This is a genomic window from Thermogutta sp., assembly GCF_039793925.1.
Taxonomy (GTDB): Bacteria; Planctomycetota; Planctomycetia; order Pirellulales; family Thermoguttaceae; genus Thermogutta.
Genome location: NZ_JBAMME010000375.1, coordinates 1 through 15,393 on the forward strand (window position 1 = coordinate 1; position 15,393 = coordinate 15,393).

The following is a 15,393-nucleotide window of genomic DNA, read 5'->3' on the forward strand; positions in this document are numbered from 1 at the left end:
AGCGCCTCCTTGAACTGCCCATCTTTAAACAACTGCCGTGCTTGCCCACTTTCGTTGCGTGGTCTCATGACCTCTTCACCCTTTAATGCGTCCGACAACGACGCGATATACCACGGGCCGGACGTGGCAGCAACTGCACCAAGGGTCAACAGCGCTAATAAGGTACACACGATCCATCTTTTCTGGGATGGTCCCATAATTCTCTTCCTTTTCCCATGGCCAGAATTCAAGCGACCGTTACGAGAAGCCGATTGCGCGACCTCCGCCGTTAACTTCGCAGCATAACAACGACAAAGAGGCACACTTTATGCGCAGTTTGCGGTCGGACGTATGACTTCGCGAAGAATTATTCCACCCTAGATCGGTTGACGCAAGCGGCTCCGCCAAATCGTACCCGGACCGCAAAGGCTCAGCGTGTTCCCCAAGCTGGCAATCCAATGTTTCCGACGCACTTTGAGGGTACTGAGTTCCCTGAAGACTGCAACCCGCTTTGGCGCTGCTCCATCCAACTGGCTGCTGGCAGCTTCAAAAGGAATGGCCATTACAACGTCCCGAGCCTCCCTGTTTCAACTTTCCTCCCGGTTGGCTTGCCAATTCTCGCAAAAAAGAACCCCGCCACAGAGGACGGGGTTGAACGATCCGCTAGACTAATCTAGTGAGAAGACCTTACCAGGTATGGGCGCGAGGTCCTCTGGCACGTAGTACGCCTGCCATTAGAACGACTTGGTAGCGGCCATCTCCAAGGAAACGAGGAACGGAACCGGCTCGCTACCCAATGCATTGAGTACGGTTCCACCGGCGGTGAAGTTATGTGTCACCCAATCGGGCTGCCCATACTGTTCCAAGGCCTTACCACCTTCGCCACCGCCGACGTACACACGCACTCCGGCGTCTTTCATGCGCTTAAGCTGGGCCATAAAGCGCTTGGTACCGGCCTCAAAGCGGGGATCCTCGAACTTCCCGAATACACCGTTATGGAAAGCGATGGCCGGCTCCTGGAGAGTTTTGGCCCATTCCAGAAACTCCCCGATTTTCCGCTCAAAAAGGTCCAGCGTGGCAGGACCCACGTCGAACTGCTGATCCTGCGGCCCCAGGGTCGTGGCCACCCGACCGTCTTGGAGGACGAAATCCACCGGCATGACGAACTGAATGCCTTTTTGCCGACCTTCCGCGATCATTTTCTTGGCTTGTTCAATCCGCTCCGGCGGAATGTAATACGGCTGGTCCTTGTGAGCAGGATCTTCCTGAACGCCGATGCAGAAGTCTTTGCCCTCCAACTGGTGGGCAGCTTTGATGAGTCCCATGGCCAGCGAGCCCGCGGTGAAAACCCAACGGATTTTGCCACGATCGATCATTGCCTGCAGATCATCCAGCTTGTCGATCTTTAAGCCGCTGGAAATAACGAGCTGGGCATTGAGGCAGTCCGCCAGAGGCCCAGAGAACTCACCGTAGGCGTACTCGCCCAGGGCTACCTTATCCATGGCCGCTGGGACAACCACCGACGATGTGTCCAAACTACCAGCCGAAAATGCCTCATGGACATACACTCGCGCGATTTTCTCGGCAAATTCGTTGGCTACTTTGGCAAGTTTCTCGGCCAAATTGGGAATGTCCGCGGGCTTGGCCTTCCACAAAACCCGTTCGATGTCGTATTTCCGGGTGTTTTCCAGCAGGATGAAGTCGCCGGGCTTGGCCGCCTTGATGGCTTCTACAACTTCGGAGCGAATTGTGAGATTGGCAGGATCGAACCAATCGGGAACAAATTTGATCTCACAGCCGAGAATTTCCCCCAGACGCTTGCACACTTTGTCCAGGCTCAACTGAGGATCCCGACCGATGTGGCCAAAAATCACCTGGATCCATCCCCGACTCCGACCAATCTCAAGAGTTTCCTTCATCGAGCGGAGGCGGATATCACCTTCACCAACCTTCGCTCCGGGCTTGCAATCCAGGTCCCCACGCACCAGCACGGGGGTGCCTGACGCGACATCGGTGAGGTCTTTTACCCGGGGAATTCGAGCGATGTAATCGAGAAGCCCCAAGTTGAGTTTGTCCACTCCCAGGATTCGCCGCAGCCAGGCTTCCATTTTTTCCTTGGTCACTGCCATTTTCGCACTCCTCCTTCCTCAATGGTTGCAAGATTTCGAATTGGTTTTATGTCCGCGAGTCAACGGACGCCTCAAGGCATGTTCCCGGAATGAAAATTCACGTTTGCAAAACAGGGACTGCCTTGCGGAATTGCCCGGGAAACGTAACACCCTTCGGCCGCTAGCCTTGCCAACAGCCCTTCGTCAGTAATCCATTACGTTACCAAAAAAGGCGGGGATCGTTAAGAACCCGCGTTGGGTACCGGCGAGCACCGACCTGCCGAAAAGAGTATTTGCGAGGCCTCTCTGCCGTTTCTGGCAGGTGGAATTGGCGATACTGTTGCCTGGTCTCCGCAAACAAATTGCCTGGGTTATCCGGGCCGCGTAGTCGCGACAGGGTCGGAGCAGCAATGCGGCTCCTATTGGGGGCGCGGTTGCCCGGGCTTTGGCCCACCAGGAGTTAACCCCGATTTTCCGAATTACATTGTGGTTCGTGGTTCCGCGGTTCTGCATCGCTGAAAAAGTCATCTTTCCCCATTCAAGTGGTTTTGCTAGACTCGCCCCGCTGAGCTGAGGTTGAAAACGTTTTGCAGGAGACGACTAGGGAAAGTCTCGTACCCAGGTGCGCTGTTGGGGAACAACGTTTCCGAATTCCATGTTATAGCCCGGAACGGAAAGTGACTTTTCGGAGGGTTGAAATGGTACGCTTGAGGGGAGTTTTATCGATCAGTCAACCCCAGACCACGAAAGCATGCTCTTGCATTCTTGGGTGGCTCCCTATGATGGGCTTGGTCGGATGCTTCTGGGTATCTGTTTCCTCGGCCTGGGCGGCAGTGCCGATCCCACGGTTGTTCACAATCTCGAACGTAGAAGCGGATCCCAACAAAGATTACTGGGTGACTGAGAACAACGGGCCGTGGATGATTATGGCCTGTAGCTTCTCCGGGGAGCACGCGCTGGATCAAGCACGGGAATTGGTGTTGGAGCTCCGCCGCCGGTACAAACTCCCCGCTTACATGTATGAAAAAACGTTTGAACTGAAAACGGATGAGCTCAATGGGAGGAAAAAGTTTCGTTATCAGCAGGGTGATGCAATTCGTGAAGTTGCGGTTCTCGTAGGTGATTTTCCGTCCGTGGATGATCCCCGGGCACAGGAGCTTCTCCAGAAAATCAAGTATTTCCGTCCGCATGTGCTCGAACCCAATCCGGAGAAGCCCACCAACCGGACATTCGCCGCGCTCCGTACGATTCAGCAATCGCTCCTTTCCGATGACAACGAAAAAAAACAGAAAGGCCCCATGGGACATGCATTTCTCACCACGAATCCACTTCTCCCGGACGAATACTTCGCTCCCAAAGGAGTGGACAAATTCATTCTCGCGCTCAACGAAGGGTACGAGTACAACCTTTTGAACTGTCCTGGACGGTATTCTGTCCAGGTGGCGCACTTTACGGGAGAGGTGATCATTGATCAGAAAGAGATTCAGGCCATCGAGCGAGGTGAAAAGCAGTTCCGCGGAAGTCTCGCCGAAGCCGCGAGAAAGGCCCATGAGTTGACTTTAGCTCTCCGCCAAAAAGGATACGAGGCCTACGAATTCCACGACCGGGGGGCCAGCATCGTGACGGTTGGGAGTTTCGACAGCCTCGGCGTGCGTCGGCCCGACGGAAAGATCGAGCTCGACCCCCGGATTGTGGCGATCATCAATACGTTCAAAGCCGATCCAGCACCACCGATCCCGGGGGTTCCCACACTCGGATATAAACCCAAGACGCTGATCGGTATTCCGTTCGACATTCAGCCGCAGCCGGTCGAAGTGCCCAAAAGGTCGTTTGCCGCGGATTATGTGCGACGTTAATCAGCAGACGACGGCCACAGCCGGGTCCCTGAGTCCTCCCCTGATTGTTCCCAAGCGCGGACCACAGCGGCGATATCTCGCGTGAACTTGGGCGTTTGCACCCGGTTTTGGAGAGATGAGATGGTCACCGTGCCAGTTTCGCTGGGTTGACCCAGCCAGGGGTCCCACCATGTCACCCGATATTTTCCGGGTGTCAGACCAGGGAGCGAGACATCCCCAGGTTCTTCCCGCGGGGGTGCCACGCCCCGAACGTGGCTCAACCACGTCCCATTTGGGCGGATGATCCAGAAAGCGCTCTTGTTTTGACCGACCAATCCCAAGACCCGTATTCCAGACCTCTCATCTTCCCACCCGACTGGGCGAAGTTTTTCGCTGCCAAAGGGAATCTCCTGGGCAAATCGGGAGACCGGCGTGTAGTGAGGATATGCGTTCATCCGATCGAGCTGGTCCCACCACCAGAATAACGTGGTTCCTGAAAGCCCCGACATTAGCGAGGCCCACAGCGCGTTGTGGAAGTGAACGAGTTCCCTGTCCTGCGGCATCTGAGGGTCTTCCCGCCATTTGTCGTCGGCCAGACCAAATTCTCCGATGATGGCCGGCTTGAGGGGAGCGTGCTCTCGTAGAAATGCCGTGCGGTCAACCACGGCAGCCACTTCATCACGGATCCTCTGGCGATCCACCGGCCGCAAATAGTAGTGAACCTCCGCGATATCAAGCCGCGGATGGCGACAATCCTTGGGGGATGGTCCCCAGGTACTCGTTGTCCGAAGGTGATGGTAAGGATCGATCTCATCCAAATACTGGCCCAGCTCTTCGTAAAAGCGGTCGGTGGGCAAGTTCGGATCCATCTCGTTCCAGTACTCCCAAGCGGCCACATGCGGCGAATACCCCCAACGCGCCACCGCATAGCGGAAGGTTCTTTTTGCGTCAGCAATTGCCTCGGCGTACTGAGCAGAGGAAGGATCCTTCAGTCGATGCATGTAGAGGTCGCGAGTCAAAAGGCAGAGCTGCAGATAGAGGCCCTCCTTTTCCGCCGCAGCCACAATTTGATCAAGCATGAAGGCGTCCACCGGGTTGTAGCGACCGAGCACGGAACGGCCAGGTTCCGCTTCCCACAGAAGTTCTCGGTCCGTTGTGGGATCCCGAAGCGAAATAGCCGCCAGATAAACGGTCGAGGATTGGGTGCTCGTTGCGCCGCTGACAAACAGTTCAAGCGGGCCCAACCACACCGCATCCGAAGGTGAAGTTACGTCAGTGGCGAGAATTGACCATTTTCCCGTTTCGCTTTGAGAAATTGGAAAACGTACCTCTCGACCGAAAATCCGAACGGTCAGCGCGACGTCCGATCGTGATGACCACACTGCTAGGGAAAGGCGGTAGCGCGTGTTGGGAAGCACTGCCACGCGATGGGAAGGATCCGGCCGCAACGGTTCTTCTGTAATCGGGATGAGTTTTTCCCCAAGCACCCCTGCAAAAACGGTTGAGGTGGCAAAGGAGGGCGGAGGGATGGTCGCGGGACGATCAATCCAAGGTGGATGCCATGCCCAGGATCGGCTCCAAGCACTTTTTCTCCCTTCAATGCACAGCGCCCAATCTTCGCAACATGTCCAGATGCGCAAGTAGTTGGCCCCGTGCGCGGATAGCTTTTGGAATGCCTCAATAGCGCCGCTGAGCGTGAAATACTGGCTGCTGCTCCCGATAAAAGCCAGGTTCTGACCGATTGCAAAGAAAGGTGTCCCATCGTCAAAGGCCAGGAATCGTGGGTCTTCCCGGGAAATGCGGAGGAATCCATGTCCAGGGGCATTTTCGCAGGTGAACAACACGGGAGCGGACTCTGCCTGGCCGTCCGCATCTTTTACTCGCACGATGGCGGTGTACCGTCCCGGCTGAGTGGGAGTAAAGCGGACGCGCCAGCCTGCACGCCCTTGAGGATAGAACCACTCACCGCTGTGCTGTTTTCCAGGTTGTCGCCAGGCGTAATCCTCCATCCAGAAGGCGGGTTGCACCATTTGCTGTCCCGCTGGTGTGGTGATCAGAACATCAACGGTAACTTCCGCCGGATCAAACGGATTGGCATAGGTTTTGGGCCAATCGATGAGTCCTTCGATCTTGTGCCATCGCGGCACTTCCTGGCTGAGCCAACGGAGTTGGGGCGATTGGGTCATCCGTGGCTCGCTGCACTCCACCCACCGGCCGCTCTGTGCGAAAAGCGCTATCAGAGCAAGAGTCAATAGGAGGAGGACCGTACTGGAAAATCCCCGGCATGGAGGGTGGAACACGGCAACCCAACTTGCATGATTGTAACCCCGCACGGTATGTCCTCCGGGAAATGTTCCTCCGCTCGGCGACCACGCCGGGACAACGTGCGTCCGACTCGGGGACTTGGTTTATCGGTCCTGTCCCACTTTGGCGATCATCCACTGAGGATACGGCGCCGGCCGGGCACTGATTTCGTCAAGGCGTCTCATCTCGTCTTCCGAGAGTTTGACTTCGGCCGCTTTGAGGTTTTCACGCAGTTGGTCGAGAGTACGGGCACCGAGAATCACCGAGGTGACCCCAGGCTTTTGGATCAACCAAGCCAGGGCCACCGCCGCTACGGGGACACCGTGTCCCTTGGCGATTTCGTCGAGCACATCCACGATGTTGTAGACGCGATCCCAATCGGTGGGCAGGAAATTCTTGAGTGGCCCTTGCATCCGCGTTCCCTCCGGCATGGGGGCGCCGCGTCTGTACTTGCCGCTGAGAAGACCGAACGCCAGCGGACTCCATGGTAGAATGCCCAGGTTCTGGTCCTGGCACAAGGGGACCAGTTCCACTTCGATATCGCGGATGGCCAGATTGTACAGCGCTTGCAGCGATTGGAAGCGTACCCATCCGTGCTTGTCCGATACCCACAGGGCTTTCATGATTTGCCATGCGGCGTAGTTGGAGACGCCGATGTAGCGGACCTTTCCCCAGCGGACGAGGTCGTCCAGTGCCCGCAATGTCTCTTCCAGCGGTGTGACTGGGTCCCAAATGTGGACCTGATACAGATCGATGTAATCGGTGCGAAGCCGTTTAAGGCTTGCGTCGCAGGATTCCAGGATGTGATGACGGGAAAGGCCGATATCATTCGGCTTATTGCTCATGCGCATGCGGACTTTGGTGGCAATGATGAGGTCCTTGCGGATGCCCTGGATCGCCTGCCCGAGGAGGTCTTCCGATTCCCCGTACGAATACACGTCAGCGGTATCGATGAAGTTGACGCCGGCGTCGAGGCAAAGCTTGATTGCCTCTTTCACTTCCGGCAAGGTCATGTTGCCCATTTGCCATTGGTTTTTTCCGAACGTCATCGTGCCGAGGCAAAGCACAGAGACCCGCACACCGGTTCCACCCAGAAATCGCATTTCCATCCCGCAGGCCCTTTCTCTGCAAATGGTCGAAATTCAGCACTCACTAAGCCACGGAACTCGAACAACCAAAAGTTGTCCGGGAGTCTCCAGAAGAACCGATACGCATTTTACAACGCCAGGGCGGGAAAGGACACTCGCCGGCCTGTGGGTGCTTTTACGGGACCCATTCCCAGGAAAGGGGACGCGTTAGGAGCAACCACAGGAAAAACGGACCACCAAGGATTGCGGTGATCACACCGACCGGGATTTCTGCCGGCGCGAGAATGGTTCGCGCCACCGAGTCGCTAATCACCAGAAATGCGCCGCCCAGCAACGCCGCGGCGGGCACAAGTCGGGTGTGCTGCGGTCCGACAAGTTGACGGCTGATGTGGGGGGCAATCAGACAGACGAAACCAATCGGTCCGCAATGTGCCACAATGCAGGCAACCATCACACCGGTGACAAAAAGGATCAGCGTTTTCACCATGCGGAGGGAGACACCCCGGGCAGCCGCCCATTCGTCGCCGAGTGACAGAAGATTGAGTTCACGTCGCAGTCCCCACAAAACGAGCGTACTCACTGCCACCGCAGGCGCCAGCCAAAGGATGTCCCGGTAACCCAGCGTTCCTTCCAATCCTCCCAGCATCCAGCGGAAAGCGTGGAACGCCCGCACGGGATCAACAGCATATTGGAGCACCAGGATCAAACTTGTGTTGAGAAAACTCATGGCGACGCCCGCCAGCAGCATGGTGGCCACAGACAGCTCTGCACGTAATCGAGTCAGCCCGTAAACGACCACCAGAGTGACACTGGCCCCTGTTAGCGCGCAAAAGGTGACGACCGGTGTTCCCCAGAGTAGTTTGTTCCAACCCACATGGATGGCCAGGACCGCTCCCAGTGAGGCCCCACTTGCCAGACCGAGTGTGAATGGGCTGGCCAGGGGATTGCGGAACATGGCCTGATAGGCCGTTCCCCCCACGGCGAGACCCATCCCGGCGAGAAATCCCACCAGAACTCTGGGAATCCGAATATCCCACAGAATTCTTGCCTCCAGCGCATTGTCTGCTTTCCAGAGCATACGGGGATCAATCCACCGGGGACCTATGAGCGGCGCAACAGCCAGCACCGCCAGGGTTGCCAGGGCAATGATCGCGAGGGCAGACCGACCCCGCTTCACGGCTCACCTCCGCTCCGCGTGGGAACGATCACAGGGATAGCCACCTGGGGATGAGTCACCAGAAGCGGCTGAACGCCGAAGACATCCCGAAGAACAGATTGCCGCATGAACGTTGTCGGTGGGCCGTCAAACACGATATGACCATCACGCAGGGCCAGAATACGCCGGCTGAAAAGCGCTGCAGTGTTGATGTCGTGCGTCACCGCAAGGATGGCCACCTGGCGCTGTCTATTGATCTTTTGCAGAAGCTTCTGGACTTCTTCTCGGTGGTGGAAATCGAGGAATGTCGTGGCTTCGTCAAGAAGCAGGACGGGAGTTTGCTGCGCGAGGACGGCGGCCAGCATGACCCGTTGTCGCTCCCCACCGCTGAGAGTTCGCACAACCCGATGCCGAAAATTCCAAGTGCCCGTCAATTCAAGGGCTTCGCGAACTGCCGCAATGTCCTGGGAGGAGGGCGGTGAAAAAGGGCTGCCGTGCGGATAACGCCCCATTAGCACGAAGTCCTCAACTGTGTATGGGATATCAATCCGTTCTTCCTGGGGCAAATACGCTACAAGGCGGGCCCATTCCCGTTGGCTGGTGCTTTTTGCAGGTCGGTCCAACCAGAGGATTTCTCCCCGCCAATTTCGATAAACGAGTGCTAGGCATCGCAGGAGCGTCGTCTTGCCTGCCCCATTAGGTCCGACGACGGACACAAATTCACCTTGATCCAGTTCGAAGGAAATATCCTCAAGGATTGTTTGTTCAGCAATATCGAAAGAAAGACTGCGGACCGTCAGAAGTGCCATTGCTCGAACTCGAGAAAACGGGGTCTTCAAGATCTGATCGGAATTCCACGAAGATTTGGATGCTGTTTCAGCGAATTGCAGAAGTTTCGGGGCCGCGGCACCTCTGCTGCCGGAAGCCGCGACATTTCGATTATAATGAAAAAAGCGGCGGCGCGACTGACGCATTCTTATTTTCCGGCCCGCGCCTGAAAGCGGAAATGCGTCGGATGGTGCTGAATTCAGCAGGCTCCGTATGCGAGCGTCGGAATCCTCGGCTATGGCAGACGTGATTTCTCATGCTTCGTCACCCAGCCCCCGCTCACCATTCCGCGATTGGGTGGAGCGGGCAGCCGAGGGAGACGACGAAGCCCTTGCCAAACTCCTCGAATACTGCGAGCCAAAGTTCCAAATCATAGCGCGTGTTGCCCTCGGGCCGCTGCTGCGTTCCCAGGTGGATACCCTGGATTTAGTGCAATCGATGAAGCGGATGTTGATCCCCGGCCTGCGAGCAGGATTGTATAATTTGGACTCGCCGGAGCAGCTCGTTGCTCTGGCGGCTACTGTCATTCGACGGAAAGTGGCTCTTTACTGGCGACGTCAGCGGCGGCAACCGGTGGTCCGATTGGGAGAGGACACGCTCGAACAGACGCGGTGGTCGGCTCCCGACGTACCGGCCGAGCAGTGGGAAAATGAAGAGCTTTTGAGCCAATTGCTGGATAAGCTGACTCCCGAAGAACAAAATCTGTTCCGAATGCAACTGGAAGGGCTGCCGATCGTGGAGATTGCACGCAAACTCGGGTGCAAGCCCGGACCCTTGCGAGCGCGATTGAGTCGCTTGCGTAAAAAATTGCGAAGTTTGGCGGGCTTTTCGTGGGGTTGAACCCCTCCCGTGGCCTCCTCGAATTTTTTGAATCGTTTCAAGATTTTCCGACCAAAAAAGCTCTCTTGGCAACTTGTCTGAGTTCTGATAGCCTATTGGACTGTGACGCAAAACGGAGGGCAGTCGCGGAAGGCGGCAGAGGGACAGTTCCTCCTTTCCCCCCTTACTCTGGCTGACAAGGAACGTTTGCCATGAGTACTGATTTCCGCGTGGCAACTCGACCTGTCATTCGGTGGATGCTGAAGGAAGATTTGCCCACTGTTCTTAAGATCGAGGAGGAAAGCTTCGAGTTTCCCTGGTCGAAATCCGATTTTCTCTCCTGTACGCATCAACCTCATTGCATTGCCGTAGTGGCCGAGGTCCAGAATCAGGTCGTGGGCTACATGATCTACGAAATGGCTCCTAATCATTTCCATGTGCTCACGCTGGCTGTTGATCCAGCCTGGCGACGGAAAGGGATCGGTCGCGCGCTTGTGGAGCGTTTGATCAACAAGCTCTCGCCACATCGCCGCCATCAGATTTTGCTCGAGGTTCGCGAAACAAACCTAGTGGCCCAGCTCTTTTTCCGCTCGCTTGGTTTTCGGGCGTCCAGGATTCTGCGAAACTTTTACGCGGATACCGTGGAGGACGCTTATCTGATGGCGTATGAGATTTCCCAGGCCCCCTCAAACCAGAGCAAAAACCGGATCGCCCGATATTTCGCTTGAGGTTCCTCACTGAGAGGAGTCCCTAAGGTCTTTCCCTCCGGGGCGCTCGTGGGGCTCATGGAGGGGCTGAAACCACCTTTTCACGGTGGATCGTGGAAGGGGGAACAGTTCGGCCCTGGAGAGTCCCGCTTGTTGAGCTCCGTGGTCGGAAACCGATCCATCAATTTTGAAAAGAGAACCTGTGAGGTTGGTTCCTGCGCGGGAACATTACGAACAGATACGCGCGGTGCGCCCCTTGCGAGTTTTGGTCTCAAACGGTCCCTGGCCTTTTGTCGCGGTCGTTACTGTGGTTCAGGCTCGGCCGAGAGCGTAACCCCGCGAAAACGGAAGACGGGAGCCGTTGCTCCCGTCTTGGGCTGCTATCGACTTTCAAACTGGCGTTACGGTCGCCGGTTTTCTCAGTGGAAGATCCACGCGCAGGCGCTGTTCTTGGGTGCAGCGTGTGCTTGCTTCCGCACCCGGCCCACTTTCAGCACCGACCGGTGTTCATTTTTGGGCGAGTTCACCCAGTGTGCTCAGCACGTAGGTTTGATCGTCACGAGACAGCCGCTCGAACGCCACGCGAACGTACTGCCCATTGGGTTGGAGTAGCCGGATGACACGGCCACCTTCCAAAGTCTCTACGAACCGGGCCACGACGTGGTACCGACCGGTGTCATCGGTCCAAATTCGATAAGAGCTTTGAGTGGTCGGGGCTGGAGCCGGAGGAGCAGCAGGCGGTGCGGCCTCGGGAGCCGGCGGAGCTGCGGGTTGTTGCGGCGCTGGTGCGGGTGGCGCGGCAGGCTGCTCGGCCGGTTGGGCAGGCTTTTCTTCCGCAGCTGGGGCCGGGGGAGCGGGTGGCTGAGCCGGCGCCGGTGCGGCCGGCTGCGCCGGAGCCGCTTCGGAGGCGGGCGCTGCGGGTGGATTGGCCGGCTGTTCCGGTTTTGCCTCCGGGGCAGACGCCGGTGGGATGGGAGCAGGCTGCGGAGCAGGAGCGGGCGGAGCTACCTGAGCTGGCGCGGCCGGAGCCGCGGGTTTCTCTTCCGGCATGGGTGCGGGTGGCGCCGGTGGTGTCGGCGGGGCGGGTTGTTGAGCCGGTTGGGCCGGTTTTTCCTCCGGTTTGGCTTGCGGAACCGGAGCAGGGGCTACCGCGGGAGCTTCAGGTTTGGTCTCTCCCGGCGAAGGTGTAGGGGGAGCCGGAGCTTCCTCGGTTACAGCAGCCGGAGCCTCGCAGCCGGGCGCGGCCTCTTCGCATTCCGGAACCGGAGCACAGCAGGCAGCCGGTTGATAGCAATGGTGACGTACACAAAGGCGCGACCACCACTTGCATGCGTACGCGTTAGCCGCGAGTCCAAAGGAGACGATCGCGGCCGTTACAAACAAAACTTTCTTCGCCATGGACCTTCCCTCCTGTAACAACTGAGACACATTAGCGACACTCGACACGGGACACGGCAATAACTTAACGTTCGAAGCTTGGCTTGCGCTGTGGGGGAAACTGGAAAACGCTGGGAAATGTGCTCTCTTGAAGAATATAGTTAACCGAATGGCCGATTTCAAATAATCGCTTTCCCCCGCGACGATGTGTCTGCTCACGAAAGTGACATCCGGGACAATGGACCTCTCGCAGTGAATGTGTCATAACTGAGCACTTACCCGGGCCGACTGAGGAACTCTCAGTGAAGAACGTTTCCATGAACCGTGTGATTGTGTTGACACCTCCTGGCCGCGCAGCACTGGCCACCATCCGACTGGAAGGCTCCGCTGTCAAAGACGTCCTGGAGAAGCAACTCCTGCGACGGTCGGGCAACAAATTTCGATTCGAAGTGTTACCGAGGCCTGTGCTGGTGCGGTTCCCGGTGGGAGATGGTCTGTATGAGGAAGTGATCCTTCGAGTGGTGAATAGCGAGACTGCCGAGCTGCATTGTCACGGCAACCCGCTCCTTGTTGAGACGATTACCGCGAAATTCGAGACGTTTGGATTCCATCGCGAAACATGGGAGCAGTGGATTTACCGGACAGAGGAAGATGCCATCAGGGCGGCCGCACGATTGGCCTTGGCTGACGCCCCCACCTGGACTGTCACATCGATTCTGCTCGACCAGTACGGGGGATCGTTTTCCAGGATGATCGACAAAGTAGAGAACGCCCTCATCGAGGGCAATTGGCAGGAAGCGGCGGATATTCTGCACCGGTTGCTTTCCTGGGAAAGGGTGGGGCTCCATCTGACGCGGCCATATAAAGTCGTGTTGGTTGGCCCGCCCAATGCGGGAAAAAGCAGTATCCTCAACTGGCTGGTGGGATACCGAAGGGCGATCGTGGATCCCACTCCGGGAACGACCCGCGACTTTGTGGCGGCAGCGACAGTCGTCGAGGGTTGGCCGGTGGAGCTGTACGACACAGCGGGACTGCGTCCACCCCAGGATGAGCTGGAAGCGGAGGCCATTGCTCGGACTCGTAGAACAGCGAGCGACGCAGATCTCGTCCTTCTCGTGCTCGACCGAAGCACCGAATGGACGGCAGACTATGCGCGCCTTCGAGAGGCATGGCCCGAGGCGGTGGTCATTTTGAACAAGCGGGACCTGCCACCTGGACCTGGGGCATGGTGCGAGGGGTTGTACCTCTCGACCCGAATTGGAGAAGATCGTCCCGTGCTATTAAAAGCGCTCTCCCAGAAACTGGTGCCTGAACCACCTCCGCCCGGCGAGGCGATTCCTTTCACGCCGGACCAAGTGGCTCGTCTCAAAGAAGCGCTTGCCGCCGTGGAGACGCGAAACAGATCAATGGCCGTGAAGGCTCTGCAAAGTTTGAAGCTGAAATCGTCTCCTCTTGGAAACCCTTAATATCGGGAATCTGCACGAGACAGAATGTCCGCTTCCGAAGGAAGCCCATGAACAACCGTCAAATCCGTATCGACAACACCGAGTTCAACCACGTGATTAGAAAGAAGAAAAAATTTTCTTAAGATGCCGCTTCGCCGGGAGATGGTATGCTAGATTCTTACAGAAGTCGCATTGTGGATTCCCAAGAGCGCAATCGCCGGCCATGGACGAGAGCATTGTACAGAGGCGTCGGACACCACGTTTCGCCTTCGAAGCAATTCAGCGGATTGCACCGGTGACCGACAATAAGAAACCGGATCCGGGGGATTTCTTTCCCGTGCGATGCCGGGACATCTCGCGTGGCGGATTCTCCTTCTATCTCAACGAACGACCTGACTTCACCGAGTTGATGGCGCTCGTGAGCGATAACCATAAGTGCATCTATCTGATGGCCCAGGTGGTGTACGTCCGGGAGCTGGAAAACCACGACAAAGGTCGCTTTCTCGTCGGTTGCCGGTTCCTAAGTCGGTTGAATTCCTCCTCAAGATTGGGTTGAGCCGCGGGTTCCGTGGATTTGCCGCTGGGTTTCGTCGGGCGCCTTAGAGCCACTTCTCACGACGGTACCATTCGACAGTTTGTTCCAGTCGTTCAATCAAGCTCTTGGGAGTGGAGAAACCAAGCTGCTGTCGCGCTTTTTGCGCCGAACAAATCCACGAGCCGGCGAGTGCCTCGCGGGCTTTGTCCAGATGGAAGACGACCGGTCGCCGCCTCAAATGGGCTGTTAGCTCCCCCAGGAGTGCCACCGTCCACACGACTGGGGGTGCCACCGGAATGACGAAGGTCCGTCGTCGAAGTGCCTTTCCCATAAGCTTGCCCAGCTCGCCGTAAGAGGGACATTCGTCGAAAGCCGCATAGTAGTAACCTTGGCCTTTATTGGGCAGGGTGCTCGGCGCGGGCAGGCGTTCCCCCTGTTCTGCGGCGGTTACCAGGAGTTCAGCGAGGTCGCCCGCGTAGACCACAGAATAATACTTGCGGCGGTAACCCGGCACCAGATGCACGCCTGTCCGAGCAATCGGCCTGAACATTTCTAGCCCATCTTTGTCCCATTCCCCCAGAATGATGGGTGGACGAACAATCGTAATGGGGATTTCACCCGCATATTTCTCGGCGACCAGTTCCCCCGCCCGCTTGCTTTTCCCATACCACGAGACCGGGCACGATGGTTCGCCCTCGCGGTGGGGTTCTTCAGCCTTTTTGACCGGACCTGCTGCTGCCAGGGTCGAGACGATCACTACTACCGGAGGTGGAGAAACGCGACGACAGGCTTCTAGTAAGCTTTCGGTCCCCTTTTCGTTAACCTGGAAAAACTGATCGACTTTGAGAGCTTTTGTCGTTCCCGCCAGATGGTAAACGATCTGGACGCCTTTCAACGCCGGGACTAAGCTTTCCACATCGTGCAACTTGCCTGGGTGAAACCGGACACCGAAAGGTTCCAGGGGAGCAGTGCGAGACGTCGGTCGGACGAGGCACACGACTTCGTGACCTCGTTCGGAGAGTGCTTTCACCAGGTGATAGCCTACGAATCCCGTTCCACCTGTGATGAAAACCTTCGCCATTTTCTTACCTGCAGAGTCGTTAACAGTTGATACAATGCCGAGGTTCGGAATGACCAGCGACGATTGACGCTATTTTAACGCATTCGTTCGCTGAGAGTGGCCTCGCCCTGCAGACGGCCGGGGAATTAGAG

13 protein-coding genes and 1 pseudogene are annotated in these 15,393 nt (G+C 57.0%); 6 read left to right on the forward strand and 8 right to left on the reverse strand.

What is annotated here, in order from left to right:
* Together ABJK56_RS20235 and pgk are read right to left on the reverse strand one after the other, a co-directional pair.
* The coding region (locus ABJK56_RS20235) for a hypothetical protein (protein ID WP_347246502.1) at window positions 1-197 on the reverse strand (197 nt) is incomplete at its 3' end.
* Window positions 198-713: 516 nt separating this feature from the next.
* Window positions 714-2,108, reverse strand: coding sequence for a phosphoglycerate kinase (gene pgk / locus ABJK56_RS20240; RefSeq protein WP_347246503.1), 1,395 nt, complete (start codon window positions 2,106-2,108; stop codon window positions 714-716).
* 758 nt (window positions 2,109-2,866) lie between these two features.
* Here pgk and ABJK56_RS20245 point away from each other — a divergent pair.
* Window positions 2,867-3,943 carry a hypothetical protein gene (locus ABJK56_RS20245; RefSeq protein ID WP_347246504.1) on the forward strand — a complete coding sequence of 359 codons (1,077 nt, stop codon included), beginning with the start codon at window positions 2,867-2,869 and terminating at the stop codon, window positions 3,941-3,943.
* On the opposite strand, the gene ABJK56_RS20250 is transcribed toward ABJK56_RS20245, so the two are convergent.
* The 4 genes from ABJK56_RS20250 to ABJK56_RS20265 all read right to left on the reverse strand — a co-directional run bounded on the left by ABJK56_RS20250 (window position 3,940) and on the right by ABJK56_RS20265 (window position 9,279).
* Window positions 3,940-6,255 carry a DUF5060 domain-containing protein gene (locus ABJK56_RS20250; RefSeq protein ID WP_347246505.1) on the reverse strand — a complete coding sequence of 772 codons (2,316 nt, stop codon included), beginning with the start codon at window positions 6,253-6,255 and terminating at the stop codon, window positions 3,940-3,942. The genes ABJK56_RS20245 and ABJK56_RS20250 overlap by 4 nt on opposite strands.
* A 75-nt stretch (window positions 6,256-6,330) precedes the next feature.
* Window positions 6,331-7,335 (reverse strand): aldo/keto reductase, encoded by a 1,005-nt coding sequence (locus ABJK56_RS20255; protein WP_347246506.1) that lies wholly within the window; start codon window positions 7,333-7,335, stop codon window positions 6,331-6,333.
* Window positions 7,336-7,489: 154 nt separating this feature from the next.
* The gene (locus ABJK56_RS20260) at window positions 7,490-8,491 is read right to left on the reverse strand and encodes an iron ABC transporter permease (RefSeq protein ID WP_347246507.1); all 1,002 of its coding nucleotides are present in this window, start codon (window positions 8,489-8,491) and stop codon (window positions 7,490-7,492) included.
* Window positions 8,488-9,279 carry an ABC transporter ATP-binding protein gene (locus ABJK56_RS20265; RefSeq protein ID WP_347246508.1) on the reverse strand — a complete coding sequence of 264 codons (792 nt, stop codon included), beginning with the start codon at window positions 9,277-9,279 and terminating at the stop codon, window positions 8,488-8,490. Before ABJK56_RS20265 ends, ABJK56_RS20260 begins: the two co-directional genes overlap by 4 nt.
* Window positions 9,280-9,535: 256 nt before the next feature.
* On the opposite strand from ABJK56_RS20265, the gene ABJK56_RS20270 reads away from it, so the two are divergent.
* Together ABJK56_RS20270 and rimI are read left to right on the forward strand one after the other, a co-directional pair.
* Window positions 9,536-10,138: a sigma-70 family RNA polymerase sigma factor gene (locus ABJK56_RS20270; protein WP_347246509.1), complete on the forward strand. Its 603-nt coding sequence runs from the start codon at window positions 9,536-9,538 to the stop codon at window positions 10,136-10,138.
* 191 nt (window positions 10,139-10,329) lie between these two features.
* A complete protein-coding gene (gene rimI, locus ABJK56_RS20275) occupies window positions 10,330-10,845 on the forward strand; it encodes a ribosomal protein S18-alanine N-acetyltransferase (protein ID WP_347246510.1) in 516 nt (171 codons plus the stop codon).
* 486 nt (window positions 10,846-11,331) lie between these two features.
* Here the strand turns inward: rimI and ABJK56_RS20280 are convergent.
* Window positions 11,332-11,517 (reverse strand): annotated as a pseudogene (locus ABJK56_RS20280) (SHD1 domain-containing protein); the annotation flags it as partial.
* A 47-nt stretch (window positions 11,518-11,564) separates the two neighbouring features.
* Here ABJK56_RS20280 and ABJK56_RS20285 point away from each other — a divergent pair.
* From ABJK56_RS20285 to ABJK56_RS20295, 3 genes are all read left to right on the forward strand, one after another.
* Window positions 11,565-12,014 (forward strand): hypothetical protein, encoded by a 450-nt coding sequence (locus tag ABJK56_RS20285; RefSeq protein ID WP_347246514.1) that lies wholly within the window; start codon window positions 11,565-11,567, stop codon window positions 12,012-12,014.
* 504 nt (window positions 12,015-12,518) lie between these two features.
* Entirely contained in the window at window positions 12,519-13,667 is a 1,149-nt protein-coding gene (locus tag ABJK56_RS20290) for a GTPase (protein WP_347246511.1), read from the forward strand.
* A gap of 202 nt (window positions 13,668-13,869) precedes the next feature.
* Window positions 13,870-14,202, forward strand: coding sequence for a PilZ domain-containing protein (locus ABJK56_RS20295; RefSeq protein ID WP_347246512.1), 333 nt, complete (start codon window positions 13,870-13,872; stop codon window positions 14,200-14,202).
* A gap of 43 nt (window positions 14,203-14,245) precedes the next feature.
* Here the strand turns inward: ABJK56_RS20295 and ABJK56_RS20300 are convergent, their stop codons facing one another.
* Window positions 14,246-15,262: an NAD-dependent epimerase/dehydratase family protein gene (locus tag ABJK56_RS20300; RefSeq protein ID WP_347246513.1), complete on the reverse strand. Its 1,017-nt coding sequence runs from the start codon at window positions 15,260-15,262 to the stop codon at window positions 14,246-14,248.
* Window positions 15,263-15,393 lie beyond the last annotated feature (131 nt).